The organism is Jannaschia pohangensis (assembly GCF_900113875.1).
GTDB classification, from domain to species: domain Bacteria; phylum Pseudomonadota; class Alphaproteobacteria; order Rhodobacterales; family Rhodobacteraceae; genus Jannaschia; species Jannaschia pohangensis.
Genome location: NZ_FORA01000001.1, coordinates 1058270 through 1083412 on the forward strand (window position 1 = coordinate 1058270; position 25143 = coordinate 1083412).

The following is a 25143-nucleotide window of genomic DNA, read 5'->3' on the forward strand; positions in this document are numbered from 1 at the left end:
CCCGCTCGTCCTAGAGGTCAGCGGCGGCGCGCGCACCGCCCGCCGGATCACCGCGCTTCGATGCGTGCGTTCAGCCATTCGGCCACTTCACTTTCGAGCCAGCCGACGCGGTTGCGCCCGATCTGCACGCGCTTGGGAAATTCGCCCCGGTCCATCAGGCGATAGATGTGGACGCGGGAATAACCCACGGCCCTGCCGACTTCGTCGCAGGACAGCAGGCGGGGAATCTTGGAAGTCTGTTTGTCGAAGAGGTCGGCCATTTCGGGCACTCCTGTGTATAAGGGTGCCCCGGTTGTGCGCTGTTATACCCCGAACGAGGCAGTGCCAGTTTTGCCGCGCAGATTGCAGCGAAACTATATCGGCTTGTTCGCCAATAATAATCTAAGTTGTTCGCGCGCAGAACCGGCGGCGGAATGGCCAAATACAGTCAAGGTCACGCCATAGATAAATCGCGCGAAGGGGCCGCCCGGTTCATGCACGTCCGGCCAAGTGAATGCGGGTTCCCGGTCGAGTTCGCACCATAGCGCCAGCAGTTGCCGCGCGAGGTCGGCCTCCCGCGCCTTGGGACGCTGGCGCGGCGCTTTCGTTATCGCCAGCAGTGCCACGAGGTCTTCCACCGCGCCCATGAGGTCGCTTACCCGATTTATCGCTTCCTCACCCTTCCAGCGAGAAGCTGCGACCATCGCGCGAAACTCTCCGTCCGTTATGCGAGCCAGACTCTTGTTCAGATCGGCTATGGTCTGCGCCCGGTCGCGCTTGCTTAGGGCGGGGCCGTCCTCACCGATGTGTAAGACGCAAGGGGCGACCGCTTCCGCGAGCATCATATAGGGGACATCGTGTTCTAGTGCCTGCGCTTCCAGTCTGGCCGCTAGGTCATCCATCAACAATCTCCCCCAGCCGTTCGCCCCACGCCGCCAGCGCCGCCTTCTTTTCCTCGATGTAGGTGTACCGATTATATCGGGCGGTCACGCCGCGCGGGGCGTGGTTCAGCACCCTGCCGATAATGTCGTCCACCACGCCGAGGGCCGCCATACCGGTGGCGCAGGTACGGCGCAGGTCGTGGTAGCGCCAGTCACCGAAGCCCACCGCCGCGTCGAACTCTACCTTGGCCTTGCTGTATCCCCGAATGTGGTTCGCTCCGGCGCTGGTGGAAAAGACGTGGGGGCCAGACTGGCGGGGGCACTCAGAGAGAATCGCCAGAGCGATCTCGCTGAGTGGCACCACATGCGCCCGCGCCGCCTTGGTCCGCTCCTTGGGCATCACCCAAGTATCGCCTTCCACCTCGTCCCACGTCATGGCGGCAACTTCCGTCCGCCGTTGCCCCGTGGCCAGCAGCAGGCGTGCCCAGTGGCCGAAGGGGTAGCCGAGGTCCAGCGCCGCGCGCCACACCGCCCGCACCTCGTCGTCTGACAGCACCCGGTCGCGCGATACAGGGCGCACCGGGGGCTTGGCGCGCATGGCCGGGTTGGCTTCCACAATGTCGTGGTCCATCGCCCAGTTGTACATCGCGCGCAGCACCTTCAGCACATTCTCCGCCGCCACTGGCCCGCCCGTGGCCACACCGCCCCGGCCCTTGCCGCCGGACTTGTCGCCGCGCTTGACCGCAACCTCTTGCAGCATCTGCGTCACGTCCAGCTTGCTGACCCTGTCGGGCCGCCGGGTGCCCCAGCGCGCGACGACGTGCATCTGTAGCTGCGACTCCTGCGCCCGCCACGTCTTGTTGTTCGGCTTGCAGTGCTGTTCCACGAAGGCGCTCGCGAGGTCCGCAACGGTGGTCGTCCGGGCGGCGGTCGGCCTGCGCGGGTCCACCCCACGCTGCACGGTTTCCATCTTGTCGCGGGCTATCTTTCGGGCGTCGGCAAGCCCCAGTGCAGGGTATCGGGCTTCCAGAGTTTCCCGCACCTGTTTGCCATTCACCCGGTAGATCAGGCACCACGACTTCGCCCCGCCGCTGGCAACGCGCAGGCCGAACCCCGGCAACAGCCCGTCCCAGTATTCGGTGCGACCCGTCTCGGGCGGCTTCACTTTATCCACGAAGGCGGCGGTCAGATTCTGCTTGGGCATGGCGGATTCCGGGAATGGTTTCGGGTCGGCGGGTAACAAGCGGGGTAACAGTTGACCCGTAAACCCACGCTACCGCATGTTACCCAGCGTTCGCCAGAAGTATTCTCAGCCCAGCGTTTGCAGGGCTTTAGGTTATCAGACGAGTGTTAGGGTTACACTCAAATCGCCGCTTGCCAAGGTTAGGGTCGGGCGTTCGAATCGCCTCGCCCGCTCCATTTCGGTTCAGGAAAAAAACCCCCGGTTTAGCGGCCGGGGGTTTTTCTTTTGTTTGTCGGGACATCAACATGCACAAGATCACGCGCCCTGAGGGCGGTCGTGTTGCGGCGAACGTTCGGAGGTCGGTTCAGGCGGTCAGCAACATCGCCTGTCGCGCCTTGGGCATATAGCGCGCGGCCTGGCCATAAGCATTCAGATCCGCCCGCAGATCAGGCCGAGTGACAAACAGCCGGGCGCGGTCGGCCTCGTCGATCCCGTCCAGACCGTAAGCAGCGGGCAGGAACGTCTCGGTCTCGGCCCCTTCCGCGAAGATGAGCTGGTGGCGCGGCGTCATCAGGTGGATGTAGGTCATGAAACCCGGTGCCTCCTGCACGATGCCCTGACCATCGATCAACGCCTTTGCGGGCACCAGGACCTCTTCCTGACCGAACATCAACTGCGCCCGCCAGCCGCGCACCATCATGCGGTGCTGCGGCGAGACGCGCAGGGGCCGGTCGTTGCCGATGGTTCCGCGCGCAAAGCACACGGGGGCGGTGTCGGCGGTCGTCATGCCGCGCTTGCGGCCGATCCATTCGAGCGTCTGCATCCCGTCGTCGCGGGTGCGGACCAGATCGCCCTCGATCAGATCCTCGACCGAACGGGGCCCGAAGGGCGTGTCGATCTGCGTGCCTTCGGCGAAACAGATGATCGTTTCGATCTCGCTGAACGTGACGATCGTGCCGTCGATCAGGGTCGCCGTGCCGCTGAACCCGCCCGCGTCGTCGTCGGTGTTGGTATAGACAATGGAGCCCCGGACCAGCTGTCCGTTGAAGTCGAGCGTGTCGCCCACGACATTGCCGGCCGCATCGGTGCTCTCGTTGCCTTCGCCGCCCACAATGGTGATTGCGCCGCCGTTGGTCTGGGTGCCGTCGATGACGAAGTAGTCGTCGCCGTCGCCGCCCTCTGCGGTATCGCCGCCGCCCACGACCAGGGTGTCGTTGCCCGTGCCACCTGACAGGCTATCCGCGCCTGACCCTCCGTCGAGGCTGTCGTCGCCCGCATCCCCGAACAGCGTGTCGTTGTCATCGCCCCCCGAAAGCGTGTCGTTGCCGATGCCACCCGACAGGCTGTCCGCGCCCGACCCACCGTCAAGGCTGTCGTCGCCCGCATCCCCGAACAGGGTGTCAGAGCCGACGCCGCCTGAAAGCGTGTCGTTGTCATCGCCACCCGAAAGCGTGTCGTTGCCGATGCCACCCGACAGGCTGTCTGCGCCCGACCCACCGTCGAGGCTGTCGTCGCCCGCATCCCCGAACAGGGTGTCAGAGCCGTCGCCGCCCGAAAGCGTGTCGTCGTCATCGCCCCCCGAAAGGGTGTCGTTGCCCGTGCCACCCGACAGGCTGTCGGCGCCGGCTCCGCCGTCGAGGCTGTCGTCGCCCGCATCGCCGTTCAGGGTGTCGTTGCCGATGTCGCCGAGCAGCGTGTCGTTGTCGTCGCCGCCCGACAGCTCGTCGTTGTTGCTTCCGCCGTCGATGAAGTCGTTTCCGGCCCCGCCGGTGATGGTATCGTTGCCGCTGCCGCCGAGAAGGGTTTCGTTGCCCGATCCCCCGACAAGGATGTCCGCCCCGCTGCCGCCGTCCAGAACACCCCCACCCGTGCCCGAGACGAGCGTATCGCGACCCGATCCACCGCTCAGGATATCGAAGCCCGCGCCGCCATCGAGGCTGTCGTTGTTCTCGCCACCGTCCAGCGTGTCGTTGCCGTCCCCGCCAAGAAGCGTGTCGTTCCCCGTACCGCCAATCAGGACGTCATTGCCCGTCCCGCCATTCAGACTGTCGTTGCCCGCACCACCGTCGAGGCTGTCGTTATCGGCACCGCCAAGCAGCGTATCGGCCCCGTCTCCGCCCAGAAGCGTGTCGTTGCCCGCACCGCCATCAAGGCTGTCGTTGTTCTGTCCACCGTCGAGGAGATCCGCGCCGGCACCCCCCAAAAGGGTATCGTTGCCAGACCCGCCGTCCAGCGTGTCATTGCCGGTTCCGCCCAGGATTCTGTCGTTGCCCGTCCCCCCAAAGAGACTGTCATTCCCCGAACCGCCGTCGATGGTGTCGTTGCCCGACCCCCCGTCGACCGTGTCGTTGTCGGAGCCGGCAAAGACCGAGTCGTTGCCCGCACCCGCCTCGATGCTGTCGGCGTTGCCTTGGGTCGAGATCGCGTCATAGCGAATATCGGAGAGGAAAATCGCCTGCTGCGTCAGCGGGTTCCCGTTGGCGGGAACGTTGTCATAGATGATTTCGAACCGATCGACCGGCCCCGGGATCGTGACGAGGATGGCGCCGTCCGCTTGGCTCGGCTCGTCACTGTCCACCAACGCGGTGACGGTGTTTCCCGACAGGCTGTCGTTGCCCAGAACCCGGATCTGGACCTCGATCTGGTTGCCGTCCACGTCATAGGCGCGGATCGTCACCACATCGGTGAAGTTGTTGGCGCTGTTGATGACACCGTCGATGTCGCTGATCACGAACTGGACGTTGTGAACCTCGGTCGAAGTTCCGGCCCCGCTTGTCGGGTTGAAATCGACGTTGATGACCGTATCGGTCTGGATGCCCCCGGCAAAGATGCGGGCGTTCGATGTGGCCGAGAACCCTGACCCCGCGGGAACATGGACCGACTCGTCGGTGCCCGCGTTGTTGTCCTCGTAGTTGGCGATGAAGGTCGATCCGGTCGGGACGTTCGAGGTGACCGTGACGTCGACGCCACCCTCGCTCTGCGTGGGCGAGGACGTGGAGGTGATCGCTGCGTTGTCGCCGTAAACGCTCCAGTTGAACGTGCCCTGGGTCGTCTGGCTGGTGTATTGGTCATTGGCATCGACGCGGTCGCCGTTCGGGTCGCCGGTATAAGCCCGGTCGATCACATCGTCCCCCGAAGTGCCCTGCACGATGCCGTCGTTGAAATCGGCATAGTTGAACGATACGCCCTCGCCCTCGGTCACCGAGGAGTCGAAGGCCACCGTTTCGTAGACCCGGCCCTGGACCAGCGGCGAAGACGTCAGCGTGAAGCGCGCGCCGCCTTCGTTGACGTTGAACTGGACGACGCGGATTTCCTCGCCGGTTACAGTGTCCCGGATCAACCAGGATTCCTCGGATTCCACATTGGCGTTGGTGGCCGAGAACCCGCCGACCGTCACATTCGCGACGGCGGTCTCGCCCGTGTATTCATCTTCGAGCGTCGCCCCGTTCGGGCCGATCACGTTGTCGGTGACGACGGCCGTCCCGGTCGCCTGACCGGGGCCGGTCCAGGTCGAGAAACCACCGATGTTCTGGCTGAGGATACCAGTCGGATTGGCGGCATAGAGACGAAGATTGAAAACGGGCACGCTCGATCCTGACAACAAGAAACCTCGCGCCTTCTGCGGGCGCGCATACGGAGAAATCGCAGAAAATTTCGATCAAATTGTGTCGATTTCGGGGTATTCTCCCCGCGTGACATTTGCGGGTCATCACCAATCGCGACGACCGCTCCGGCCTTGTGGCCTTTTCGTCGTCCCGTCTTGCGGCTATGGGACGTCCAACGGAACCCGCCTGAGGGACAAGGCCATGCGTACGGCAACACTCACCCGCAAGACCGCCGAGACGGATATCTCCGTCACGATAAATCTTGACGGAACAGGAACCTATGACAACCGGACCGGCGTGGGATTCTTTGACCACATGCTGGATCAACTGGCCCGTCATGCGCTGATCGACATGGAAATACGCTGCTCTGGCGACCTTCACATCGACGACCACCACACGGTCGAAGATGTCGGCATCGCCCTGGGGCAGGCCCTGACCAAGGCCATGGGCGACAAGCGCGGGATCCGGCGCTATGGCGCCTGCCTGCTGCCGATGGACGATGCGCTGGTGCGCGCGGCACTCGACCTGTCGGGGCGGCCCTGGTTGGCCTGGGAGGTGCTGATGACCGCCCCCCAGATCAAGACATTCGACACCGAACTGGTGCGCGAATTCTTCCAGGCGCTGTCAACCCATGGGGGCATCACCCTGCACGTCGACGGGCTGCGCGGCGTCAATTCACACCACATCGCCGAAGCCGCCTTCAAAGCCGTCGCCCGCGCCCTGCGCGACGCTCTGGAAGTCGATCCGCGCAAGGCCGACGCGATCCCCTCGACCAAGGGAACACTGTAAGTCCATGCTGACGGTTCTTGTCGACTACGACAGCGGCAACCTGCATTCGGCGCAGAAGGCGTTCGAGCGGATGGCCCGCGAAAGCGGGGGCGGCGACATTCTGGTGTCGCAGCGCCCCGAAGACGTGGCCCGCGCCGACCGGGTCGTGCTGCCGGGTGACGGAGCCTTTCCCGCCTGCCGCCGTGGCCTGCGTGATTTCGACGGGCTGGAGGAGGCCGTGCTCGAGGCCATCGGCCCGCGCGCGCGGCCCTTCATGGGCATCTGCGTAGGGATGCAGATGCTGGCCACCGTCGGGCGCGAATACGAGGATGTCGTCGGCTTCGACGTCATCCCCGGTGCAATCGAACGGATCGTGCCCGACACCCCGGGCCTCAAGGTGCCGCACATGGGCTGGAACGACCTGATCGTGACGGGCACGCACCCGGTCATGGCCGGGGTGGCGACGGGTGATCACGCCTATTTCGTCCATTCCTACCAGATGGTCATGGGCGACACGTCGGACCGGCTGGCCCATGTGGATTACGGCGGCGACGTCACCGCCATCATCGCGCGCGACAACGTGGTGGGCACGCAATTCCACCCCGAAAAAAGCCAGGCCACGGGCTTGCGCCTGATCGCGAATTTCCTGGGCTGGACCCCCTGAAACGGCAAACGGCCCGCGGGGATGCGGGCCGTTCGTTTGAGTATTTGTGAAGCAGAGAAGCCGTTTTAGCGGATCTTGACCCAGTTCTGACGGGCACAGATCAGACCGCCGGCAACGCACCCGCGCAGCGCCATCTGATTGCCGTTCAGGGCGATCTTGCCCAGATAGACCTTGTCGTTGGACGGGCGCCAGACCTGCCCCTCGTATTCGCCGCCGCCCTGTGCGGCCATGTTGCGGACGATCTGCCGACCCAGATTCGGGGACTGGTATTCGCCACCCGTGTTGAAGGTCTTGCTGATCACGCCGCAGTAATTCGGCCCGCAGGGCGCGATGGTGACGTGGGCATAGGCGCCGTCGTCGACCTCGGTCTGCCAGACGCCCTCGATGGGGTCGGCGCTGGCCATCGTGGCAAGGCCAAGGCTGGCCACAAGCGTCAGAAAGAAGCGGTTCATGTCGTATCCTCCCTAGATATCGCCGACAGCCTGTCGCGAGATTGGCCGTTCTGGCAAGCGTGACGTTTCGGCACGGGCTTCCCCCTTTCGTCACTTTGCGCCAAAAGCGCGGGCGAACGACCTGCCGGAGCCGCGCCATGATACTCTATCCCGCCATCGACCTCAAAGACGGCCAGGCCGTGCGCCTTGTTCATGGCGCGATGGAGAGTGCGACGGTCTTCAACGACAACCCCGCCGCCCAGGCCCGCGCGTTTCAGGATGCGGGCTGCGAATGGGTGCATCTGGTCGACCTTAACGGGGCCTTCGCGGGCCAACCGGTTAACGGCGCGGCGGTCGAGGCGATTTTGGCCACCGTCACCGTCCCCTGCCAATTGGGCGGCGGCATCCGCGACCTGGCGACCATCGAGGCCTGGCTGTCGAAGGGTCTGGCCCGGGTGATCCTGGGCACCGTCGCCGTCGAAAACCCGGATCTGGTCCGCGAAGCGGCCCGCGCCTTCCCGGGCAAGGTCGCCGTGGGGATCGACGCGCGGGGCGGCCGCGTCGCGACACGCGGATGGGCGGAAGAGACGGACGTCATGGCCACCGACCTCGCCCGCCGGTTCGAGGACGCGGGCGTCGCCGCCATCATCTACACCGACATCGACCGCGACGGCGCAATGGGCGGCCCGAACGTCGAGGCGACGGACGCGCTGGCCCGTGCGGTATCCATTCCGGTCATCGCATCGGGCGGCGTCTCATCGCTGGCCGACCTTCAGGCGCTGAGGGACAAGGGCACGATTGCCGGCGCGATCTCGGGGCGCGCGCTTTATGACGGGGCGATCGACCTCGGCGCGGCGCTCTCGGCCCTGAGGGACTGAACGGCGCACCCCCCGGGCAGGGCGCATTCCTCGCGGACTTCTGATAAAGGGGATAAGGGCAGCCCGCCTCGAAAGGCCCCGACATGAAACTGACAGGCCCGATCATCGCCATCGTCCTGGGGGTCGCCGTGGCGTCGATCCCCTGGATCGATCACCGCTATGGCCAGGTGACCCACAACATCGGCGCAGGCATCGCCCGCGGCGTCGGCCTGCAGATCCTGGCCGTCATCGGAGGAGGCGCCGCCCTGGTGGGGGCGATCATCCTCCTCGTTCGGGCGCTGGACCGACCCTGACTATTCGGCCACCGCCGCATCCGTCAGCTTGCCGAGCGCGCCGTTGATCGTCATCGCGGCCTCGGACCCCAGATCGACATCCATTCCCGCGAACAGATCATCGGCGGTCTGATAGGTCACGGCGGCCCCGTCGCCATCGGCATGGACCAGGACCCGAAGCGGCAGCGTCAGGCCCGCGCGTAGATCCTGCTGCATCACCGGCGTGCCGACCTTGGGGTTTCCGAAGATCATCAGGATCGACTCGGGCAGTTCCATATCCACCGACGCGGCGGCGGCCGAATGGGGCACACGGGCGACAAGGGTGGCGCCCGCACCCTCGATGGCGGCGGCCAGACGGTCGGCGGTCTCGGTGACGGAATGGGGGGACGGCTTGGTAATCATTTCGGCGAAACTCGGGCTTGCGGCGACAAGCGCTGCGGTCAAAAGGATGGGGCGAAACATGATCTCTCCTCTGGCTATGTGCCGACCTTACTACCGCATCGGTGGCCCCGGCCCCACACTTCTGCGTGAAGCCTTGCCCCCTGCGCCATTCCGCGCCAAACCGGCCCCATGCTGAAGACACGCATCATCCCCTGTCTGGACGTGGCCGATGGCCGCGTGGTCAAGGGCGTCAACTTCGTCGACCTGATCGACGCGGGCGACCCGGTGGAATCTGCCCGCGCCTACGACGCGGCGGGCGCGGACGAGCTGTGCTTTCTCGACATCCACGCCACCCACGAAAACCGCGGCACCATGTACGACCTCGCCACCCGCACCGCCGAGGCGTGCTTCATGCCGCTGACCATCGGCGGCGGCGTGCGCACGGTCGACGATGTGCGCAACCTGCTGCTTGCGGGCGCCGACAAGGTCAGCTTCAACTCCGCCGCCGTGGCCGACCCCGATGTGCTGTCGCGCGCCGCCGACAGGTTCGGCAGCCAGTGCATCGTCTGCGCCATCGACGCCAAGACCGTCAGCCCCGGCAAATGGGAGATCTTCACCCACGGGGGCCGCAAACCCACCGGCATCGACGCCGTGGAATTCGCCCGCACCGCCATGGACAGGGGCGCCGGAGAAATCCTGCTCACCTCCATGGACCGCGACGGCACCAAGGCGGGCTTCAACCTGCCGCTGACCCGCGCCGTGTCGAACGCGGTCACCATCCCCGTGATCGCCAGCGGCGGCGTCGGCACGCTCGACCATTTGGTCGAGGGCGTGACGATCGGCGGGGCCAGCGCCGTGCTCGCCGCGTCGATCTTCCACTTCGGCACCTACACCATCGGCCAGGCCAAGACGCATATGGCCGCCGCCGGTATTCCCATGCGGATGGAGTGAGCCATGCACAGTCTCGACCGCCTCTGGGCCACCATCGACGCCCGCCGCAGCGCCGACCCCGACGACAGCTGGACGGCCCGCCTGCTGGCCAAGGGCCCGGAGAAATGCGCCGAGAAGTTCGGTGAGGAAGCCGTCGAAGCCATCATCGAGGCCGTCAAGGGCGACCGCGACCGGCTGACCTCCGAGGCGGCGGATGTCCTGTACCACCTCTGCATCATGCTGGCGGCCCGCGACGTGCCCTTGGCGGATGTGCTGGCGGAACTGGACCGGCGCGGCGGCACCTCAGGCCTTGCCGAAAAGGCGTCGCGCAAGGACTGACGCCACCTTCCACTGCGGATGGCCCCGAAAGGTGCAAGACGGCACTCTGGGTACGGAACCCGAGCACCGCCTTGCGTGTTACGTCTTCGACCGACCTGCAATCCGGTCGATCCGCAACACCGAGGAGATTACGATGAAATTCCTTTTCGCGTCTACGGCCACGGCACTGGCCCTTGCGGTCCCGGCATATGCCGACAGCCACGCCGCCGACCCCGCCACCACCGTTCCCGATCGGGTGGAGGAGACGGCAGACGTGGAACGGACGGGCACCGGTCTTACCACGCAATCGGGGGCCGGCAACATCGTCGAAGGCGAACCGCAGATCCCCGACACCGACGCCATCTCCCCCAGCCCGATCATCGAGCCGGGCAGCGACACCACCTCCGAGATGATCGTGCCCGACGGCTACACGGTTCTCGGCTATGACGCGCTCGTCGACGAAGACATGGTCGGCGTGCCGGTCTTCGGTCTGGGCGATGAACGGATCGGCGAAGTCGCATCCCTCGTCCGCTCGGATGACGGGCTGCTGACCGACGTTGTGGTCGATGTGGGCGGCTTTCTGGGTCTTGGGGAAAAGCCGGTTGCGGTGCCGATCGGGCGCCTCCTGATCCTCGAGAGCCCGACGGCGATGCGCGTTGACGTGAACGCGACCCAGGAAGACCTCGAAGCGATGCCCGCCTACGAAGGCTGACCTGACGGATCAACACGACAGGCCCGCGCAGCCCCCGGCTTCGCGGGCCTTTTCGCGCCCGGCGCCCCGAGTCACAGCCGGGACGAGATGATCCCGGTGTTGAACCCGCCCTTGCGCAATTCCCCGAACAGCCGCTGGTATTCGATCTTGGGGCAACGGTCCTGCACGATGGGCACCCCGGCGGCGTCGCACATCGCCTCGGCCTCCGGGCTGACGATGCCCACTTGCAGCCAGACGCAGATCAGGTCCGGAAAGCGGGCCAGACCCTCCTCCACGATGGCGGGCACCGCCTCGGGGCGGCGAAAGATGTCGAGGACGTGGACCGGCTCGGTGATCGACGCCAGATCGGGCACGACCGTCTGACCGAACAACTCTGTCCCCGCATGACCCGGGTTCACCCCGATGACGCGATAGCCCCGCACCGACAGGTAGCGGCCCACGAAATGACTGGGCCGGATCGGGTTTGGCGACACGCCCACACAGGCGAATGTCTTCGCCCGGGTCAGCACATCGCGCAGGAAGTCATCGGTCGGTGTCGTGGTCATCCCCCGACTGGACGATAAAAAAGGGCCCGCTGCAACAGGGTGCGGCGGGCCCGAGGTGTGGAACGAGGGACAGTGAACAGAAGACGAAGGTTCCAGTTTCGCCTTCCTCAGACATATGGGTAACCACTGTGGCCGAAAAAAGTTCCCATCACGGAGAATTCAACGACGGGCCTTTGCCGTCAGTCAAAGATATCCTCGATCAGATCAAAGGCCTCGCCCGCCACTTTCCGCCACAGACTCTTGGATTTCTTGCGCTTTTTCGATTTCATCGGGCGCGCGACCTTGGTCGGCGCATGGCTGGCCACAGCGGCAGCCTGTCGCAGCTTGAGGGGCTTCATATTCGTCAAAGGGGCCGCACAGGACCCGCAAACCAGGTGATGATCCACGTCGCGCAGGGCCGTCCGCCGCCCGCAATAGCAACAGGTTGCCAGCCGCTCAACCATCCCGGCCTTCCCGCAGGGCGAACAGCGCGACCGCCGCCGCATTCGACACGTTGAGCGATCCGAAGGCCCCCGCCGGGTCGATCCGCACCATCCGGTCGCACAGCTCCTTGGTCCGCTCGCGCAGACCCGGCCCTTCGGCCCCGAGGACGATGGCCGTGGGCACCGTGACCAGATTGGCAGCAACCGCGCTCAGCGTCTCCTCCGCCTCGCCATCCATGCCGACAAGGGTATAGCCCAGATCCTTCAGCCGCTCCATCGCATCGCCCAGGTTCCCCACCCGCAGATAGGGTTGCCGCTCCAGCGCGCCCGAAGCCGTCTTGGCCAGCGCCCCCGTCTCGGGGGCGGCATGGCGCGAGGGGGCGATCACGGCCCGCGCGCCGAAAACCTCGGCCGACCGCAGGATCGCGCCCGCATTGTGCGGGTCCGTGACCCGGTCGAGCAGGACCAGCAGCGGCGCCCCCTGCCCCGGTCGCGCCAGATCGTCGAGCTTGCCCCAGTCCAGCGCCTTGACCTCCAGCGCCGCGCCCTGATGCACCGACCCGGGGTCGAGCGGCACGGGAAAGCGGCGCGGGTCCGCGATCTCGGGCTCCATCCCCGACGCGGGCACCACCTCGCCCAGGCGGTCGGCGGCATTCTTGGTCAGCACCAGCCGCAGGCGGTCGCGCATCGGATTCTGCAACGCATCGCGCACCGCATGCAGCCCGAACAGCCAGACCGTCGCCTGTGCAGACGCGCGCCTGTCCCGTTCCTTGTCGACCACCCATTTCGGCTTTTGTGCCATTCCCGTCACCCGCAGATCACCCATGGATCACCCGCTTATCACCCGTCCGTCCCCGAGGCCAGAACACCGCTTGACCCCGTCTGCCCGGCCCGCTAGGACCGCCGCCAGTGGGCGACAGGCCGCAAGGTGTGGCAGGGGACTGTAACTCCCTCGAGGCGACTCACGCCTGGTTCGATTCCAGGGTCGCCCACCATTCTACCCAAGATGCCGATGACCGGATCCGCCCCCAGGGGGGCCCGCTGTCAAGACTTCAAGCACCTGAAATCATTGAATTCCGTTGGCGCGCTGCAATTCGCGGACATAGGCGACGATCATCTCGACATCGGCCCGCGTCACCCCTTCGACCGCTGGCATGTCCCCAAAGGGCCAGTGATGCGCCTGCACGCCCAGGGCCACCGCGCGCTGGAAACTCTCGTCGCCGTGGTGCCCGGGTTCATAGATGCGATGCACCAAGGGCGGCGCCACCCCGACCCGCCCCGCCGCATTCACCCCATGACAGACCGCACACTCTCCCTCGAACAGCGCCTTCCCGACCGTGGCCGCTTCGGACAGGTTTTCGGGGAGGGTCACGCTGACCAACGCGCCATCGGGAACCTCCGCTGCGACAGGTGTCGACGGGGGCGCATCGGGCCGGGACAGGAAAACATACCCGCCGATGAGCCCCGAAACTCCCAATGCGATCAAGATGATGGATTTCATGCGCGCCATCCCTTTGTCATGCCGGGCAAGGCGTATCCCTTCCAGTCGGGGGAAGGTCAAGGCCAGGTTTCGCGACGGTGGCCGTTCAGGTTCCGCCCGCTTCCAGCGCGTCGATAAGGGCGACCATCTCGTCGATTTCCCGCCGCTGTGCCTCGATGATGCCACGCGCCAGTTCCTGCACCCGCGGGTCGCTCAGTTCGGCCCGCTCGCTGGTCAGGATGGCGATGGAATGGTGCGGGATCATGGCCTTCATCCAGCTGACGTCCTGCACCGTTTCCTGCGACCGCACGAGCCAGAGCGCGGTGGCGAACACCACCCCGGATCCGCCGTAAAGGGCGAGATTCATTGCCTTGTTACGATACATGCCAAGCATGAAGGTCAGCATCACCACGGCCATGACGGCCCCCATGATGACGGTCATGTAGACGCGCGTCTCGCTGAAGAAGACATGCCCGGTCTCATCGGTATTGAGATACATCAGTCCGAACATGATGGCCGTCGATGTGCCCACCATGGCGAAGAACCTCAGATAGGATGTGCCCCGAGTGTCGTCCTGCATTGCTTGCCCTTTCCGTTCCGTTTCAGGGGCTCAACAACCTTCCAGCGCTGGAAGGTTGCAGACATCCCGAATTCGACGGACAGGCCGCAGGGTCAGGCGGCGGGGGCCTCCTTGGCGCCGGTCATGAAGGCGACGGCGTCGGACATGGTGTAATCCTTGGGGTCGATCACGCACAGACGCTTGCCCAGACGGTGGACATGGATGCGGTCGGCCACCTCGAAGACATGGGGCATGTTGTGGCTGATCAGGATGATCGGAATGCCTCGGGACCGCACATCCAGGATCAGCTCCAGCACCCGGCGGCTTTCCTTGACGCCAAGGGCCGCCGTGGGTTCATCGAGAATGATGACCTTCGACCCGAAAGCCGCCGCCCGTGCCACGGCCACGCCCTGCCGCTGACCGCCCGACAGCGTCTCGACCGCCTGATTGATGTTCTGGATCGTCATCAGCCCCAGTTCCGACAGCTTGTCGCGGGCGATCTTCTCCATTCGGGCACGGTCGAGTTGACGAAAGACCGACCCCATGACCCCGGGTTTGCGCAGCTCGCGCCCCATGAACATGTTGTCGGCAATCGACAGGGCGGGCGACATGGCGAGGGTCTGATAGACTGTTTCGATCCCTTCGGCGCGCGCATCGTTCGGCGAGGAGAAGCGCACCTTTCGCCCCTCCAGCAGGACGTGGCCCGCGTCGGGAATGACCGCCCCTGACAGCACCTTTATGAGCGACGACTTCCCCGCCCCGTTGTCGCCGATCACCGCGACGATCTCGCCGGGGTTAAGGTCGAAGTCGCAATTGTCGAGGGCCGTGACCTTGCCATAGCGCTTGACCAGCCCGCGGGCCTTGAGAATGGGTTCCATCACGCAGCCACCTTTCTGATCCATTGGTCCACGGCCACTGCGGCGATGATGAGCACGCCGATCAGCAGATAGGTCCATTGCGCATCCGCCCCCAGAAGGCGCAGGCCCAGAGTGAACACGCCGACGATCAATGCGCCGAAGAACGTGCCCATGATCGACCCGCGTCCGCCAAACAGGCTGATCCCGCCGATGACCACGGCCGTGATGCTTTCGATGTTGAGCAGTTGCCCGGAGGTGGGCGACACCGATCCGATGCGCCCGATCAGGGCCCAACCGGCGAAGGCGCAGATCAGGCCCGCCACGCCATAGACCGAAATCAGCGTGCGCTTGACGTTGACACCCGAAAGCTGTGCCGCCTCGGGGTCGTCGCCCGTCGCATAGACGTGCCGCCCCCAGGCCGTGTGACGCAGCGCATAGGCGAGGAACACCACCACCAAGACCATGAAGATGACGCCATAGGTGAAGGTCGCCCCACCCCGCCCGTCGGCATCGGCGCCGATCTTGAACGTCGTGCCGAGGAATTGCAAAAGCGGCGCTTCGGTCTCGATCTCCTGGCTGCGGATGGTTTCGTTGGCTGAATAAAGGAAGTTGGCCGCCAGCACGATCTGCCACATGCCAAGGGTCACGATGAAGGGCGGCAGCTTCATGACCGCCACGAGCCAGCCGTTGACACAGCCGATGGCCGTGCCCGCCAGCAGGCCGATGGCGACCGAGATTTCCACCGGCACGCCGTAGCGGAAGGTGAACTGGCCCATGATGACCGAGCTGATGACCGCGATCGCGCCGACCGACAGGTCGATGCCCGCCGTCAGGATGACCAGCGATTGCGCGGCGGCGACGATGCCCACGATCTGCACCTGTTGCAGGATCAGCGTCAGTGCGAAGGGCGAGAAGAATTTCGTCCCCAGAAGCAGGCCGAAGGTGATGATGGACCCCAACAGAACCACCAGAGGCACCAGCGCCGGGTTCACGTGGAGCGCGTGCTGCACCCGGTCCAACGCGCTGGCGCGCGCCTTGGAGAAATCCGCTACGGCTTCGCCCCGGCTCGCCTGGACGACGGCCTCGTAATCGTCGGTCTTGTCGGACACCTGCGTTCCCTCCCTCGCGTGTGTCGCAGGGGGCATGTCACCGCACGCCCCCTGCCTTTTGATCTAGCCTGTCAGGGTCTCAGCCCCAGCAGAGCGCCTTGCCTTCCTCGACCGAGATGCTCTCGACGCCTTCGGCGGGCTGGTCCGTCACAAGGGCGACGCCGGTATCGAAGAAGTCCTTGCCGGGCGTGTTCTCGGGCTTGGTGCCGTCGGCGGCATAGGCGGCAATCGCCTCGATCCCCTTGGCGGCCATGAGCAGCGGATACTGCTGCGACGTGGCCCCGATCACACCGTCCGCGACGTTCTGGACGCCGGGGCAACCGCCGTCGACGGAGACGATCAGAACCTCACCCTCGCGGCCGATGGACTTGAGCGCCTCATAGGCACCGGCGGCGGCAGGCTCGTTGATGGTGTAGACCACGTTGATCGTCGGATCGACGGCCAGAAGGTTTTCCATCGCCTTGCGGCCCCCCTCTTCGTTGCCGGCGGTCACGTCGTTGCCGACGATGCGGGGGTCATCCTCGTCGCCCCACTTGCTCGGGTCCTTCACGTCGATGCCGAAGCCGGTCAGGAAGCCCTGATCGCGCAGTACGCCGACGGTCGGCTGGCTGACGGCGAGGTCGAGCATCGCGATGCGGGCATTGGCGGCCTCGTCACCCAAGGTGGCGGCGGCCCATTGGCCGATCAGCTCACCGGCCAGGAAGTTGTCGGTGGCAAAGGTCGCATCGGCCGCATCAATCGGGTCGAGCGGCGTGTCGAGCGCGATGACCAGCAGGCCTGCGTCGCGGGCCTGGGTGACGGCCCCCACGATGGACGAGGTGTCCGAGGCGGTCAGCAGGATGCCCGAGGCGCCGTCGGCGATGCAGGTCTCGATGGCGGCAACCTGGGTCTCGTGGTCGCCGTCGATCTTGCCCGCATAGGAGCGCAGGGTGATCCCGGCTTCGGCGGCGGCGGCTTCGGCACCTTCGCGCATCTTCACGAAGAACGGGTTGGTGTCGGTCTTGGTGATGAGACAGGCCGACGTCCCATGGGCATCGGCCAGCGCCGCACCGGACATGGCGATTGTCATGGTACCCGACGCAAGCAGGGTTCCGATCAAAAGATTCTTCATGGTTTCCTCCCAAAAAACAAAGGCCTGACGCCCCTCGGCCCGGCCTCGTGCAAGTCGTCTTCGGCGACCCGAACGCCCCCTTCATGGCGCGATTCGGCTGAGCCTGTCAATTAATTAGTTAACTTTTCTTATTAACCCGCCTGCGCTATTACGGACGGCAGACGAGTCACCTATGGTGCGCGGGAATGAAGGACGCCGAAGTCAGATCAATCAGCTCGGGCCTGAGCCAGAAGGGTGTTCGTGACCACAACGAACGCCTTCTGCTGTCGTTGCTGCAAAGGCACGGGGAACGGCCCGGCAGCGATCTGGCCCGCCTGTCCGGCCTGTCGCCGCCCACGGTGTCGGGCATCCTGCGACGGTTGGAAGGAGACGGCCTGCTGGAGCGGGGGACACCGACTCGCGGGCGGGTCGGCAAGCCGTCGATCCCGATGCGCCTGGCCGGGGGCGGCGTCCTGTCGTTCGGCCTCAAGATCGGTCGACGATCGGCGGACCTCCTCCTGATGGATATCACCGGCGTGATCCGCCACCAGCGCCAGATCGTCTATCCAAGCCCCGACCCCGAGGCGGTCTTCGCCTTTCTGGCGCACGGCCTGTCCGAGATCACCGCCTCCCTGCCCCGCGTCGAAGCGGTACGCATCTGCGGCATCGGCGTCGCCATGCCCTTCGAGATGTGGAGGGCCGGATACCAAAGTGGCGACCAGGGTTCTGAGCAGAGTTTCGCCCTGTGGCGCGACATCGACATCCGCGAGGTGATCGCCGGGTTTTCGGCCCTACCTGTCGGCATCCTGAACGACGCAACCGCCGCCTGTCAGGCCGAGCACGTCTATGGGCGCGGCAAGGAGTTCCAGGACTACGCTTATTTCTTCATTGGGGCCTTCACCGGCGGCGGCATCGTGCTGAACAACTCGGTGTTCCAGGGGCGGCAGGGCAACGCGGGCGCGCTCGGCTCTCTCCCGAGCATCAGTCCGAACGGCGAGAGCATGCAGCTGGTGGACCTGGCTTCGATCCACCGTCTGGAGTCGCGTCTGCGCGAGGTAGAGATCGACCCCGCCCTGCTCTGGCAGGTCCCGCAGGACTGGAGCGGGATTTCACGGTATGTGGAGCCATGGCTGGGCCAGACCGCGCAGGATCTGGCCAAGGCGGCCCTGTCCGCCTGCTCGGTCATCGATTTTGAGGCGATCGTCATCGACGGGGCCTTCCCCGCCGCGATCCGCGAAGATCTGGTCGATCGGGTCCGCCGCTATATCGTCCATCAGGACACGCGCGGCCTGATCCCGCCCCGGATCGAGGCCGGAACCGTGGGGGGGAACGCCCGTGCCATCGGCGCGGCATCCGGCCCGATCCTGTCGCAATATCTGCTCGACACGAATGCGGTGTCCGCCGTGGCGTGAGCGGTGCTGTCAGTCGCAGGGTGCGCGGGCGTGGATCAGGTGACCCGTCTTCATCCAGATCCTTGTGCCCCCGGCCCTCGCCTGCGCCCGGAGCGGCATCCCATCGGGCAGGCGCAGCCAGCCGCCGCGCGACAGCGTCTCGCCGCCTTCCGCGATGGCGCCGTCGATTACCAGAACCTCGATCCCGCCCGGCGCATCCGACAGGATGGTCGCCCCCGCCTCGGCCACGGTGAACGTCACCTCCTCGAACGCGTCGCGGTGCAGGACGGTCCGGGCAAGCCCGTCACCCGCGGGCGCCAACCCCTCGGCCATGTCGCGGCGGAACTGGGTGCGGTCGTCCGGGTCGAACTGCCAGAGCTTGACGAAGATCGTGCACCCCTCGGCCGACCCCGGAGTATGGGCCGACGTCGGCGGGTTCCGCACGTAGGTGCCCGTGGGATAATCCCCATGCTCGTCCTGAAACACCCCGTCGAGGACGATGAACTCCTCGCCACCGGTATGGGTATGGGCGGAGAAGTGGCTTCCGGGGGCATAGCGCACGATGCTGGTGGCCCGCGCCACCTCCCCGCCGATCCGGTCGAGCATGCGCCGGTCGACCCCCGCCATCGGAGAGGCCTGCCACGGCATCCGGTCGGACTGGACGACGACACGCGCCGAGAAATCGCTGTTGAGTTCCATGTGTCCTCCGCGCTGACCGGGCCGCGACCCTTCGGGCAAGGATAGCCCTTTCAACCGTCAGCGCCACCTGCGGCGCGCTCCCACCCCGGACCTCTCGAATTCGAGCCATTTTCCGTGGAAAAGGACTTCGCAGAGGGTGCGCCCATGCTAACGTAAGGCCACTTGGAAGGGGGGACTTCAATGTTTGCACATACTCTGACCGCGACGGCCCTTGGCCTTGCGCTGTCCTGTCTGGCGGGTGCCGCGCTGGCCTGTCCGGACGTCAGCCAGAACGGCGCCTATGGTCGCTTCACCGGGCAACAGCTCTATGAGGCCAAATTCTTCAGCGTCACCGCCGGCGGCGATTTCCCGATCCGCGCACGGTGCAAGGGCATCTACAACGCCCTGCGGTCCGAGCGGGGCGAGGGGTTCTTTCCTGTCCGTCCCGATTTCACGCTGGAGACGCCGGGGCTGGCCGGCTTCACGCTGGTGATCTCGGTGGTCAGCGACTGTGACTCGGCCCTGCTGATCAATACGCCTGCGGGCAATTGGTATTACGACGATGATGACAACGGGAACCTCGATGCGCGCATCGACCTGACCGCGCCGTCATCGGGTGTTCTCGACATCTGGGTCGGAACGGCGGATGGGGAATACTGCGACGCGCAGTTGCGGCTCGAAACCTTCTGAGCCATCGGCCCGGCGCGGGTGTCAGCCGCGCGCCGGACCGATCTGCATCCCGGTCAACGCATGGGCCAGACCCGCGCCATGCATGTCGCGGTCGGCGGCGGCCCCTTGCACCTGCGGGCGCGGCAGGCTCAGCTTGATGGCCCGCAGGTCGGGCAGGTCGAACCGCTTCAGCTCGGCGACGCCCAGGCGGGCCGCGAAGACCCCGGTCGGTGTGGCCGCGACCGTCCCGTAGGTCTCTGCCTCGCAGAAGATATCGATTGTGATCCAGAACGGCCCGGCATTCTTGGACCGGACCCGGGCAAGGGCGCCAAGCTCAGACATCGACCACCTCCAGCCGGAACCCGTCCATCGGATCGTCCAGCGACAGGACATGGTGCAGGACGAATTCATATTGCGGCCCCAGGTCCACCTCGGGCGGGGAATAGGGGAAGGCGAAGGTCGGCATCGGTTCCTCGGCTGTCAGCGGGTGATGCAGCAGGAGGGCGTTCACGGCCTTGGCCACTTCGGCGGCGACCGCCGGGTCGGGCGCGGTCACCTGCGCCAACACGCCGACCTCGTTCGGGACCGCCGTGCCCGGCTCCAACGCGCCCAGGGTCGCGTCCACACCGATGCGGCGCAGTTCCAGCACATAGTCGACGTCGCCCATCCGGGCCGCGATCCGCGCCTTCGCCCGCGCCACAAGCGAGGCGCACCAATCGTCGATCTGCGCCACGTACCGCGGGTCGCGCACCAGAACGAGCGACATGATCCCGTGACCGGCCACCCGCGCCGCCTCCAGCTTGACGGTGTAGGGGGCGGGCACCCACTCTGCCCCCTCGACCCGGACCGATTTGCCCTGCGCCACATAGCTGGCCCCCGTCACGTCGAGGTGCCCGCCCGGCTCATGCAGGATGATCGGATCGGAGTTTTCATAAAGCAGATGGGCGGCAACGGTCCGCGGGGTGGCGACCGACGCTTCGGCCATCGGCGTGACGGTGAAGCCCCTGTCGTCGAACAGGATCTCGATCACGCCGGCATCGGGATGCGTACAGCAGAGCGCGCCGCATTCCCCGACCTTGGCCCCGTGCCAGGCCCCGCCCGGATGCGCGCCGCGGGCAATCGGCAGGGCGGCAAGGATGGCGGTGTCGGTGGTCCGCCCGCAGATGACGATGTCGGCCCCGGTGGCCAGCGCGGCCTGCACCTGCTCCACCCCGGCCAGCGCCACGATGTTGGTGCATTGGGCCAAGGCCTCCGCCGTGACGTCGGGCGCGCCCGGCAGGGGCGTGACACGGTCCCATTCGGCGGCAAGGCCCGGGCGGTCACAGTAGAGCGTGGCGATCCGGGCGCCCTGCCCCGTCTCGGCCAGAACCTCGCGCGTGATTGCCAGAAGCCAGTCGACCGCCGACCCCGCGCCGCAGGTGCCTGCCGTCCCGATGACAAGCGGACAACCCGCCCGCCGGGCCGCGTCGATCAGCGTGGCCCATTCCGCCTTGGTCTGTGCGCGGGAGTATTTGCTGACCCCCCGCCCTAGGTAGGACGGCCCGCTGTCGGTGGAGCCGCCATCGATGGCGATGAGGTCGGGGCCCCGCGCCAACCCTGCTTCCAGTGCGGCGTCATCCCAGCCGAGGCCAAGCGCCCCGGCCGGCACAAGGACCCTAGTCGACGGGTTTGGCATGATCGGGCACCGTCGGTTTCTTGATGATCCGCCGCAGGAAGATCGGCGCGACGAACCCCAAAATCGCCGCCACCCACAGACCGATGGAAATCGGCGAGGAGAAGAGGAACATCGCATCGCCATCCGACAGGATCATGGCGCGGCGCAGGTTGTCCTCCATCGCGTTGCCCAGAAGGATGCCGAGGATGACGGGCACCGTCGGGATGTCGAGCTTGCGGAACAGCCAGCCCATGACCCCGAAGGCGATCATCAGCAGAAGGTCGAAGTAGGACCCGGTCAGCGAATAGATCCCCACGAAGCTGACCATCATGACCCCCGGCAACAGAAGCGCGGGCGGCACCATCAGGATCTTCACGAAGATCTTCACCATCGGCACGTTCATCAGCAGGAGCACGACGTTGGCAATGAGCAGCGAGGCGATCAGGCCCCAAACGACCTCGGGCCGGTCCGCGAACAGCGTGGGCCCCGGTGTGATGTTCAGGGTCATGAGCACCGCGAGCAGGACGGCAGTCGTCCCCGACCCCGGCACCCCGAGCGTCAGCATGGGCACAAGCGCCCCGCCGGCCGCCGAGTTGTTGCCCGCCTCGGGCGCGGCCACGCCCTTGACGACGCCGGTGCCGAACTTGCCCTTCTCGCCCGCGATGGATTTTTCCATCATGTAGGTCAGGAACGACCCGAGCGACGCGCCGGCCCCCGGCAGGATGCCCGCGATGAAGCCCAGGATCGACGACCGCAGCATCGTCCACTTCGTCTCCCAGATGTCGCGCCAGGGCACGGTGATCTTGCCCAGCTTCACGCCCAGGGCGCTGCCCTTGCCGTGGCTTTCGATGAAGACGAAGACCTCGGACACGGCAAAGAGACCGACGATGGCGACAAGAAAGTCGATTCCGTCCATCAGGTGCAGGTTGCCGCCGGTAAAGCGCGGCAGGCCGGTCTGGTTGTCGAGACCGATCATCGCGATGCCAAGGCCGATGGCGGATGCCAGCGCCGCCTTGGCCTGGTTCTTGGACGCGATGCCGCCCAGGGTCGAGAAGGCCAGAAGGTAGAGGGCGAAATATTCGGCGGGCCCGAAGAGATAGGCCGCCTGCGCCAGCATCGGCGCAATCAGCATCAGCGCGACCGTCGCCAGAAGCGCCCCCACAAAGGACGCCACGCCCGAAATGACGAGCGCATCGCCCGCGCGTCCGTTCTTTGCCATGGGATAGCCGTCGAGGCAGGTCATCATCGCAGGCTCGTCGCCCGGAATGTTCAGCAGGATCGAACTGATCCGCCCGCCATACATCGCGCCGTAATAGACCGAGGTCAGCAGTACGAGGGCGGCGGTCGCGTCGAGGCCCATCGAGAAGGTGATCGGGATCAGAAGGGCCACGCCATTCGACGGCCCAAGGCCCGGAAGCGCGCCCACGATGGTGCCGATGAAGCAGCCCAGAATAGCCAGCATCAGGGTCCAGGGCGACAACGCGACCGAAAAACCCAGGGCAAGATTGGAGAGAATGTCCATGTCAGCCCCCCGGCAGCGCCACGAGGCCGAGGCCCAGGACGAATTTGAACAGACTGAAAAGACCGACCGACAGGCCAAGTCCGGCCAGCACCGCGAACATCGGTCGCGGATTGATCTGATAGCTGAGGACACCGGCGGCGATGGCCGTCGGGATCAGGAAGCCCAAGGGCTTGAGCGTATAGGCATAGGCCGCAAGAACGGCCACAGCGACGGCAAGCGCGCCAAGGGTGCGCAGTGTCGGCCATTCCGGGTCATCGTCCGGCCGGATCACCATGACCAGACCGCAGATCACGGATACGCCCGCCACCAGAAGGGGAAAGGTCTTGGAGCCGACAGGGTCGGACATGAAGCCGGTCTGGAGCTGAAGGGCGGCGGCCGCATAGGCCCCCGCCCCCAGAACCACGACCGCCCCGAAGAGACGGTCGCCGGAGATCACTGGATGATGCCGATTTCGCGGCTCAGGGCCGCCGATTCCTCGATCGACTGATCGACGAAGGCCTGGAAATCGTTGCCCACCCGGGTGAACGGAGCCAGACCGTTGGCGGCCATCGCCTCTTTCCACTCGTCGCTGTCGGCCACGGCCTGCAGACGGTCGGCCCATTCCTGGAAACGCTCGTCCGAGATGCCCTTGGGCACATAGAGCCCGCGCCAGTTCACGGCCACGATGTCGATCCCCTGCTCGCGCGCGGTCGGGATGTCGTCGAAACCGGGCACCCGCTCTTCGGTCAGAACGGCCAGCACGCGCACGTCACCCGACTGGACGAAGCCCACGATTTCCGACATGTCGCCGGTCATGCCCTGGGTGAAACCACCGATGGTCTGGGTGATCGCATCCGCGCCGCCATCGACACCGATGTACTTGATCGTGCGCACATCCTCGATGCCATAGGCCTTGGCGAGTTGCAGCACCTTCAGGTGGTCGAAGCCACCCGCGGCCGAACCGCCGGCAAATGCGACAGAGCCGGGATCAGCCTTCATCGCGTCCATCATCTCGGTCAGCGACTGGAACGGGCTGTCGGCGGCGACGACGATGACACCCGGGTCGGCCCCGATGGCCCCGACAAAGCGAACCTGGTCCGCAGTCGCACCACCGAAGGCGTTCTGCGCCAGGCGCGTCTGCGTCGCGACCGAGGCGGCCACGATCAGATCGGGGTCGTCATTGCGCTCGTTCACGACCGTCTGGAACGCCAGACCGCCGCCGCCACCGGCCATGTTGGTGACCTGAACGGGCTGATCGACCTGGCCGATGTCATAGAGAATCTTGCCGATCTGGCGGCAGGTGAAATCCCAGCCGCCGCCGGGGTTCGCAGGTGCGATGCATTCGGCAGCCGTCGCGGCACCGGCCACGAAAATGGCAGCACCCGTCAGCAGGGCGCGAAACGTATTGGTCATGGTATCCTCCCAGAGACCGGGCACCCCCTCCCGGGTGCCCTTGCAAGCGGGACTAAAGCCCCGCAACCTGACACCAACCTGTCACGTCCGAAGTTTTTCCATGCGGTTCCTGCTGATCGAAGACCATGCCCAACTGGCCCAGACCGTCACCGAGCGGCTGGCTCTGGATGGCCATGGCGTGGATCACGCGGCCACTCTGGCCGAGGCGGCGGACTTCCTTGCCGTCACGCCTTACGACCTGATCCTGCTCGATATCATGCTGCCCGACGGAGATGGCCGCGACTTTCTGGCGGCGCATCGGGCCGGTCCCGCGGGGGATACGCCCGTCATCGTGATGACCGCCCGGTCGGATGTGGCGGATCGCATCGCACTCCTGGATTCGGGGGCCGACGACTATGTGACCAAACCCTTCGACACCATGGAGCTGGAGGCGCGCATCCGCGCCGTCCTGCGCCGTCGGGGTGGGCGAGCCAGTCCCGTGATTCGCCACGGCGACCTGACCTTCGACCCTTTTGCCGCAACCCTGTCGCTGGCCGGGGACGACCGCCCGCGCGAATTGCGGAACCGCGAAATGCGGCTGCTGGAGATCCTGCTCTCGGCCCCCGACCGCGTCCATTCAAAGGCGCAGCTGACCGACCGCCTGTTCGCCGCCGCCGACGAGGTGAGCGAGAACGCGATCGAGGTCTATGTCGCCCGCCTGCGCCGCAAGATGGAAGGCTCCTCCGTGCGGATCGAGACCTTGCGCGGCGTCGGCTATCGGCTGGCCTGACGGA

At 65.9% G+C, this 25143-nt stretch carries 30 protein-coding genes and 1 tRNA gene; 11 read left to right on the forward strand and 20 right to left on the reverse strand.

Annotation, left to right across the window (positions count from 1 at the left end; genetic code table 11):
• Positions 1–47: 47 nt before the first annotated feature.
• From BM002_RS05300 to BM002_RS05315, 4 genes are all read right to left on the reverse strand, one after another.
• The gene (locus BM002_RS05300; RefSeq protein WP_092777973.1) at positions 48–260 is read right to left on the reverse strand and encodes a helix-turn-helix transcriptional regulator; all 213 of its coding nucleotides are present in this window, start codon (positions 258–260) and stop codon (positions 48–50) included.
• 93 nt (positions 261–353) lie between these two features.
• Positions 354–881 carry a hypothetical protein gene (locus BM002_RS05305; protein ID WP_092777975.1) on the reverse strand — a complete coding sequence of 176 codons (528 nt, stop codon included), beginning with the start codon at positions 879–881 and terminating at the stop codon, positions 354–356.
• Positions 874–2064 carry a tyrosine-type recombinase/integrase gene (locus BM002_RS05310; protein WP_092777977.1) on the reverse strand — a complete coding sequence of 397 codons (1191 nt, stop codon included), beginning with the start codon at positions 2062–2064 and terminating at the stop codon, positions 874–876. The genes BM002_RS05305 and BM002_RS05310 overlap by 8 nt, the downstream gene beginning before the upstream one ends.
• Before the next feature lie 343 nt (positions 2065–2407).
• Positions 2408–5629 (reverse strand): Hint domain-containing protein, encoded by a 3222-nt coding sequence (locus BM002_RS05315; protein ID WP_139212277.1) that lies wholly within the window; start codon positions 5627–5629, stop codon positions 2408–2410.
• Between the two features lie 220 nt (positions 5630–5849).
• On the opposite strand from BM002_RS05315, the gene hisB reads away from it, so the two are divergent.
• Together hisB and hisH are read left to right on the forward strand one after the other, a co-directional pair.
• A complete protein-coding gene (gene hisB / locus BM002_RS05320) occupies positions 5850–6437 on the forward strand; it encodes an imidazoleglycerol-phosphate dehydratase HisB (protein ID WP_092777981.1) in 588 nt (195 codons plus the stop codon).
• A gap of 4 nt (positions 6438–6441) precedes the next feature.
• Positions 6442–7080, forward strand: coding sequence for an imidazole glycerol phosphate synthase subunit HisH (hisH, locus tag BM002_RS05325; protein WP_092777983.1), 639 nt, complete (start codon positions 6442–6444; stop codon positions 7078–7080).
• A 65-nt stretch (positions 7081–7145) separates the two neighbouring features.
• Here the strand turns inward: hisH and BM002_RS05330 are convergent, their stop codons facing one another.
• Positions 7146–7532, reverse strand: a complete 387-nt coding sequence (locus tag BM002_RS05330) for a DUF2147 domain-containing protein (RefSeq protein ID WP_092777985.1) — start codon at positions 7530–7532, stop codon at positions 7146–7148.
• A gap of 137 nt (positions 7533–7669) precedes the next feature.
• On the opposite strand from BM002_RS05330, the gene hisA reads away from it, so the two are divergent.
• A complete protein-coding gene (hisA, locus tag BM002_RS05335) occupies positions 7670–8389 on the forward strand; it encodes a 1-(5-phosphoribosyl)-5-[(5-phosphoribosylamino)methylideneamino]imidazole-4-carboxamide isomerase (protein WP_092777987.1) in 720 nt (239 codons plus the stop codon).
• Positions 8390–8472: 83 nt separating this feature from the next.
• On the forward strand, positions 8473–8682 hold the full coding sequence (locus BM002_RS05340; protein ID WP_092777989.1) for a hypothetical protein: 210 nt from the start codon (positions 8473–8475) through the stop codon (positions 8680–8682).
• On the opposite strand, the gene BM002_RS05345 is transcribed toward BM002_RS05340, so the two are convergent.
• Positions 8683–9123, reverse strand: a complete 441-nt coding sequence (locus BM002_RS05345) for a DUF302 domain-containing protein (protein ID WP_092777991.1) — start codon at positions 9121–9123, stop codon at positions 8683–8685.
• A 108-nt stretch (positions 9124–9231) separates the two neighbouring features.
• Here BM002_RS05345 and hisF point away from each other — a divergent pair, with 108 nt between their 5' ends.
• The 3 genes from hisF to BM002_RS05360 all read left to right on the forward strand — a co-directional run bounded on the left by hisF (position 9232) and on the right by BM002_RS05360 (position 11002).
• Complete coding sequence (hisF, locus tag BM002_RS05350) at positions 9232–9993, forward strand: imidazole glycerol phosphate synthase subunit HisF (RefSeq protein WP_092777993.1); 762 nt, start codon at positions 9232–9234, stop codon at positions 9991–9993.
• Positions 9994–9996: 3 nt separating this feature from the next.
• Positions 9997–10311 carry a phosphoribosyl-ATP diphosphatase gene (locus tag BM002_RS05355; RefSeq protein WP_092777995.1) on the forward strand — a complete coding sequence of 105 codons (315 nt, stop codon included), beginning with the start codon at positions 9997–9999 and terminating at the stop codon, positions 10309–10311.
• Positions 10312–10444: 133 nt separating this feature from the next.
• Complete coding sequence (locus tag BM002_RS05360) at positions 10445–11002, forward strand: PRC-barrel domain-containing protein (protein WP_175484805.1); 558 nt, start codon at positions 10445–10447, stop codon at positions 11000–11002.
• Positions 11003–11073: 71 nt separating this feature from the next.
• Here the strand turns inward: BM002_RS05360 and BM002_RS05365 are convergent, their stop codons facing one another.
• From BM002_RS05365 to rlmB, 3 genes are all read right to left on the reverse strand, one after another.
• A complete protein-coding gene (locus tag BM002_RS05365; protein ID WP_092777999.1) occupies positions 11074–11547 on the reverse strand; it encodes a CoA-binding protein in 474 nt (157 codons plus the stop codon).
• 179 nt (positions 11548–11726) lie between these two features.
• Entirely contained in the window at positions 11727–11885 is a 159-nt protein-coding gene (locus tag BM002_RS19510) for a hypothetical protein (protein WP_245749133.1), read from the reverse strand.
• Positions 11886–11982: 97 nt separating this feature from the next.
• Positions 11983–12795, reverse strand: a complete 813-nt coding sequence (gene rlmB / locus BM002_RS05375; protein WP_245749134.1) for a 23S rRNA (guanosine(2251)-2'-O)-methyltransferase RlmB — start codon at positions 12793–12795, stop codon at positions 11983–11985.
• A gap of 85 nt (positions 12796–12880) precedes the next feature.
• Here rlmB and BM002_RS19245 point away from each other — a divergent pair.
• Positions 12881–12964, forward strand: a tRNA-Tyr gene (locus BM002_RS19245).
• Positions 12965–13035: 71 nt separating this feature from the next.
• On the opposite strand, the gene BM002_RS05380 is transcribed toward BM002_RS19245, so the two are convergent.
• The 5 genes from BM002_RS05380 to BM002_RS05400 form a co-directional block, all read right to left on the reverse strand.
• On the reverse strand, positions 13036–13470 hold the full coding sequence (locus tag BM002_RS05380) for a c-type cytochrome (RefSeq protein ID WP_092778808.1): 435 nt from the start codon (positions 13468–13470) through the stop codon (positions 13036–13038).
• Between the two features lie 85 nt (positions 13471–13555).
• Entirely contained in the window at positions 13556–14029 is a 474-nt protein-coding gene (locus BM002_RS05385) for a DUF305 domain-containing protein (RefSeq protein WP_139212279.1), read from the reverse strand.
• A 92-nt stretch (positions 14030–14121) separates the two neighbouring features.
• Positions 14122–14886 carry an ATP-binding cassette domain-containing protein gene (locus BM002_RS05390; protein ID WP_092778005.1) on the reverse strand — a complete coding sequence of 255 codons (765 nt, stop codon included), beginning with the start codon at positions 14884–14886 and terminating at the stop codon, positions 14122–14124.
• On the reverse strand, positions 14886–15974 hold the full coding sequence (locus BM002_RS05395) for an ABC transporter permease (RefSeq protein ID WP_245749135.1): 1089 nt from the start codon (positions 15972–15974) through the stop codon (positions 14886–14888). Before BM002_RS05395 ends, BM002_RS05390 begins: the two co-directional genes overlap by 1 nt.
• Positions 15975–16053: 79 nt before the next feature.
• Positions 16054–17085 (reverse strand): sugar ABC transporter substrate-binding protein, encoded by a 1032-nt coding sequence (locus tag BM002_RS05400; RefSeq protein ID WP_092778009.1) that lies wholly within the window; start codon positions 17083–17085, stop codon positions 16054–16056.
• Positions 17086–17270: 185 nt separating this feature from the next.
• On the opposite strand from BM002_RS05400, the gene BM002_RS05405 reads away from it, so the two are divergent.
• Positions 17271–18476 (forward strand): ROK family transcriptional regulator, encoded by a 1206-nt coding sequence (locus tag BM002_RS05405; RefSeq protein WP_092778011.1) that lies wholly within the window; start codon positions 17271–17273, stop codon positions 18474–18476.
• A gap of 9 nt (positions 18477–18485) precedes the next feature.
• On the opposite strand, the gene BM002_RS05410 is transcribed toward BM002_RS05405, so the two are convergent.
• Positions 18486–19154, reverse strand: coding sequence for a cupin domain-containing protein (locus BM002_RS05410; RefSeq protein WP_092778013.1), 669 nt, complete (start codon positions 19152–19154; stop codon positions 18486–18488).
• 180 nt (positions 19155–19334) lie between these two features.
• Between BM002_RS05410 and BM002_RS05415 the strand changes: the two genes are divergently transcribed.
• Positions 19335–19823 carry a hypothetical protein gene (locus BM002_RS05415; RefSeq protein WP_092778015.1) on the forward strand — a complete coding sequence of 163 codons (489 nt, stop codon included), beginning with the start codon at positions 19335–19337 and terminating at the stop codon, positions 19821–19823.
• A 21-nt stretch (positions 19824–19844) separates the two neighbouring features.
• Here BM002_RS05415 and BM002_RS05420 read toward each other — a convergent pair whose 3' ends face one another.
• From BM002_RS05420 to BM002_RS05440, 5 genes are read right to left on the reverse strand one after another with little or no spacing between them, the layout of a single operon-like run.
• On the reverse strand, positions 19845–20144 hold the full coding sequence (locus tag BM002_RS05420) for a DUF4387 family protein (RefSeq protein WP_092778017.1): 300 nt from the start codon (positions 20142–20144) through the stop codon (positions 19845–19847).
• Positions 20137–21477: an acyclic terpene utilization AtuA family protein gene (locus BM002_RS05425; protein ID WP_092778018.1), complete on the reverse strand. Its 1341-nt coding sequence runs from the start codon at positions 21475–21477 to the stop codon at positions 20137–20139. Before BM002_RS05425 ends, BM002_RS05420 begins: the two co-directional genes overlap by 8 nt.
• Complete coding sequence (locus BM002_RS05430; RefSeq protein ID WP_092778020.1) at positions 21458–22978, reverse strand: tripartite tricarboxylate transporter permease; 1521 nt, start codon at positions 22976–22978, stop codon at positions 21458–21460. Before BM002_RS05430 ends, BM002_RS05425 begins: the two co-directional genes overlap by 20 nt.
• Before the next feature lies 1 nt (position 22979).
• Positions 22980–23414, reverse strand: coding sequence for a tripartite tricarboxylate transporter TctB family protein (locus BM002_RS05435; RefSeq protein ID WP_092778022.1), 435 nt, complete (start codon positions 23412–23414; stop codon positions 22980–22982).
• Positions 23411–24370 (reverse strand): Bug family tripartite tricarboxylate transporter substrate binding protein, encoded by a 960-nt coding sequence (locus BM002_RS05440; protein WP_092778811.1) that lies wholly within the window; start codon positions 24368–24370, stop codon positions 23411–23413. Before BM002_RS05440 ends, BM002_RS05435 begins: the two co-directional genes overlap by 4 nt.
• A gap of 100 nt (positions 24371–24470) precedes the next feature.
• Here BM002_RS05440 and BM002_RS05445 point away from each other — a divergent pair, with 100 nt between their 5' ends.
• Positions 24471–25139 (forward strand): response regulator transcription factor, encoded by a 669-nt coding sequence (locus BM002_RS05445; protein WP_092778024.1) that lies wholly within the window; start codon positions 24471–24473, stop codon positions 25137–25139.
• The last annotated feature ends 4 nt before the right edge of the window (positions 25140–25143 follow it).

Excerpts from the sequence above, each read along its gene's own strand:
- BM002_RS05380 (WP_092778808.1), bottom strand. The coding sequence starts at position 13,470 with ATGAAATCCATCATCTTGATCGCATTGGGAGTTTCGGGGCTCATCGGC.
- BM002_RS05445 (WP_092778024.1), top strand. The coding sequence starts at position 24,471 with ATGCGGTTCCTGCTGATCGAAGACCATGCCCAACTGGCCCAGACCGTC.
- BM002_RS05305 (WP_092777975.1), bottom strand. The coding sequence starts at position 881 with ATGGATGACCTAGCGGCCAGACTGGAAGCGCAGGCACTAGAACACGAT.
- BM002_RS05425 (WP_092778018.1), bottom strand. The coding sequence starts at position 21,477 with ATGCCAAACCCGTCGACTAGGGTCCTTGTGCCGGCCGGGGCGCTTGGC.
- BM002_RS05405 (WP_092778011.1), top strand. The coding sequence starts at position 17,271 with ATGAAGGACGCCGAAGTCAGATCAATCAGCTCGGGCCTGAGCCAGAAG.
- BM002_RS05430 (WP_092778020.1), bottom strand. The coding sequence starts at position 22,978 with ATGGACATTCTCTCCAATCTTGCCCTGGGTTTTTCGGTCGCGTTGTCG.
- BM002_RS05400 (WP_092778009.1), bottom strand. The coding sequence starts at position 17,085 with ATGAAGAATCTTTTGATCGGAACCCTGCTTGCGTCGGGTACCATGACA.
- hisH (WP_092777983.1), top strand. The coding sequence starts at position 6,442 with ATGCTGACGGTTCTTGTCGACTACGACAGCGGCAACCTGCATTCGGCG.
- BM002_RS05345 (WP_092777991.1), bottom strand. The coding sequence starts at position 9,123 with ATGTTTCGCCCCATCCTTTTGACCGCAGCGCTTGTCGCCGCAAGCCCG.
- BM002_RS05360 (WP_175484805.1), top strand. The coding sequence starts at position 10,445 with ATGAAATTCCTTTTCGCGTCTACGGCCACGGCACTGGCCCTTGCGGTC.
- BM002_RS05365 (WP_092777999.1), bottom strand. The coding sequence starts at position 11,547 with ATGACCACGACACCGACCGATGACTTCCTGCGCGATGTGCTGACCCGG.
- BM002_RS05410 (WP_092778013.1), bottom strand. The coding sequence starts at position 19,154 with ATGGAACTCAACAGCGATTTCTCGGCGCGTGTCGTCGTCCAGTCCGAC.
- hisF (WP_092777993.1), top strand. The coding sequence starts at position 9,232 with ATGCTGAAGACACGCATCATCCCCTGTCTGGACGTGGCCGATGGCCGC.
- BM002_RS05330 (WP_092777985.1), bottom strand. The coding sequence starts at position 7,532 with ATGAACCGCTTCTTTCTGACGCTTGTGGCCAGCCTTGGCCTTGCCACG.
- BM002_RS19510 (WP_245749133.1), bottom strand. The coding sequence starts at position 11,885 with ATGAAGCCCCTCAAGCTGCGACAGGCTGCCGCTGTGGCCAGCCATGCG.
- rlmB (WP_245749134.1), bottom strand. The coding sequence starts at position 12,795 with ATGGGTGATCTGCGGGTGACGGGAATGGCACAAAAGCCGAAATGGGTG.
- BM002_RS05420 (WP_092778017.1), bottom strand. The coding sequence starts at position 20,144 with ATGTCTGAGCTTGGCGCCCTTGCCCGGGTCCGGTCCAAGAATGCCGGG.
- BM002_RS05340 (WP_092777989.1), top strand. The coding sequence starts at position 8,473 with ATGAAACTGACAGGCCCGATCATCGCCATCGTCCTGGGGGTCGCCGTG.
- BM002_RS05385 (WP_139212279.1), bottom strand. The coding sequence starts at position 14,029 with ATGCAGGACGACACTCGGGGCACATCCTATCTGAGGTTCTTCGCCATG.
- BM002_RS05300 (WP_092777973.1), bottom strand. The coding sequence starts at position 260 with ATGGCCGACCTCTTCGACAAACAGACTTCCAAGATTCCCCGCCTGCTG.
- hisA (WP_092777987.1), top strand. The coding sequence starts at position 7,670 with ATGATACTCTATCCCGCCATCGACCTCAAAGACGGCCAGGCCGTGCGC.
- BM002_RS05415 (WP_092778015.1), top strand. The coding sequence starts at position 19,335 with ATGTTTGCACATACTCTGACCGCGACGGCCCTTGGCCTTGCGCTGTCC.
- BM002_RS05355 (WP_092777995.1), top strand. The coding sequence starts at position 9,997 with ATGCACAGTCTCGACCGCCTCTGGGCCACCATCGACGCCCGCCGCAGC.
- BM002_RS05390 (WP_092778005.1), bottom strand. The coding sequence starts at position 14,886 with ATGGAACCCATTCTCAAGGCCCGCGGGCTGGTCAAGCGCTATGGCAAG.
- hisB (WP_092777981.1), top strand. The coding sequence starts at position 5,850 with ATGCGTACGGCAACACTCACCCGCAAGACCGCCGAGACGGATATCTCC.
- BM002_RS05310 (WP_092777977.1), bottom strand. The coding sequence starts at position 2,064 with ATGCCCAAGCAGAATCTGACCGCCGCCTTCGTGGATAAAGTGAAGCCG.
- BM002_RS05440 (WP_092778811.1), bottom strand. The coding sequence starts at position 24,370 with ATGACCAATACGTTTCGCGCCCTGCTGACGGGTGCTGCCATTTTCGTG.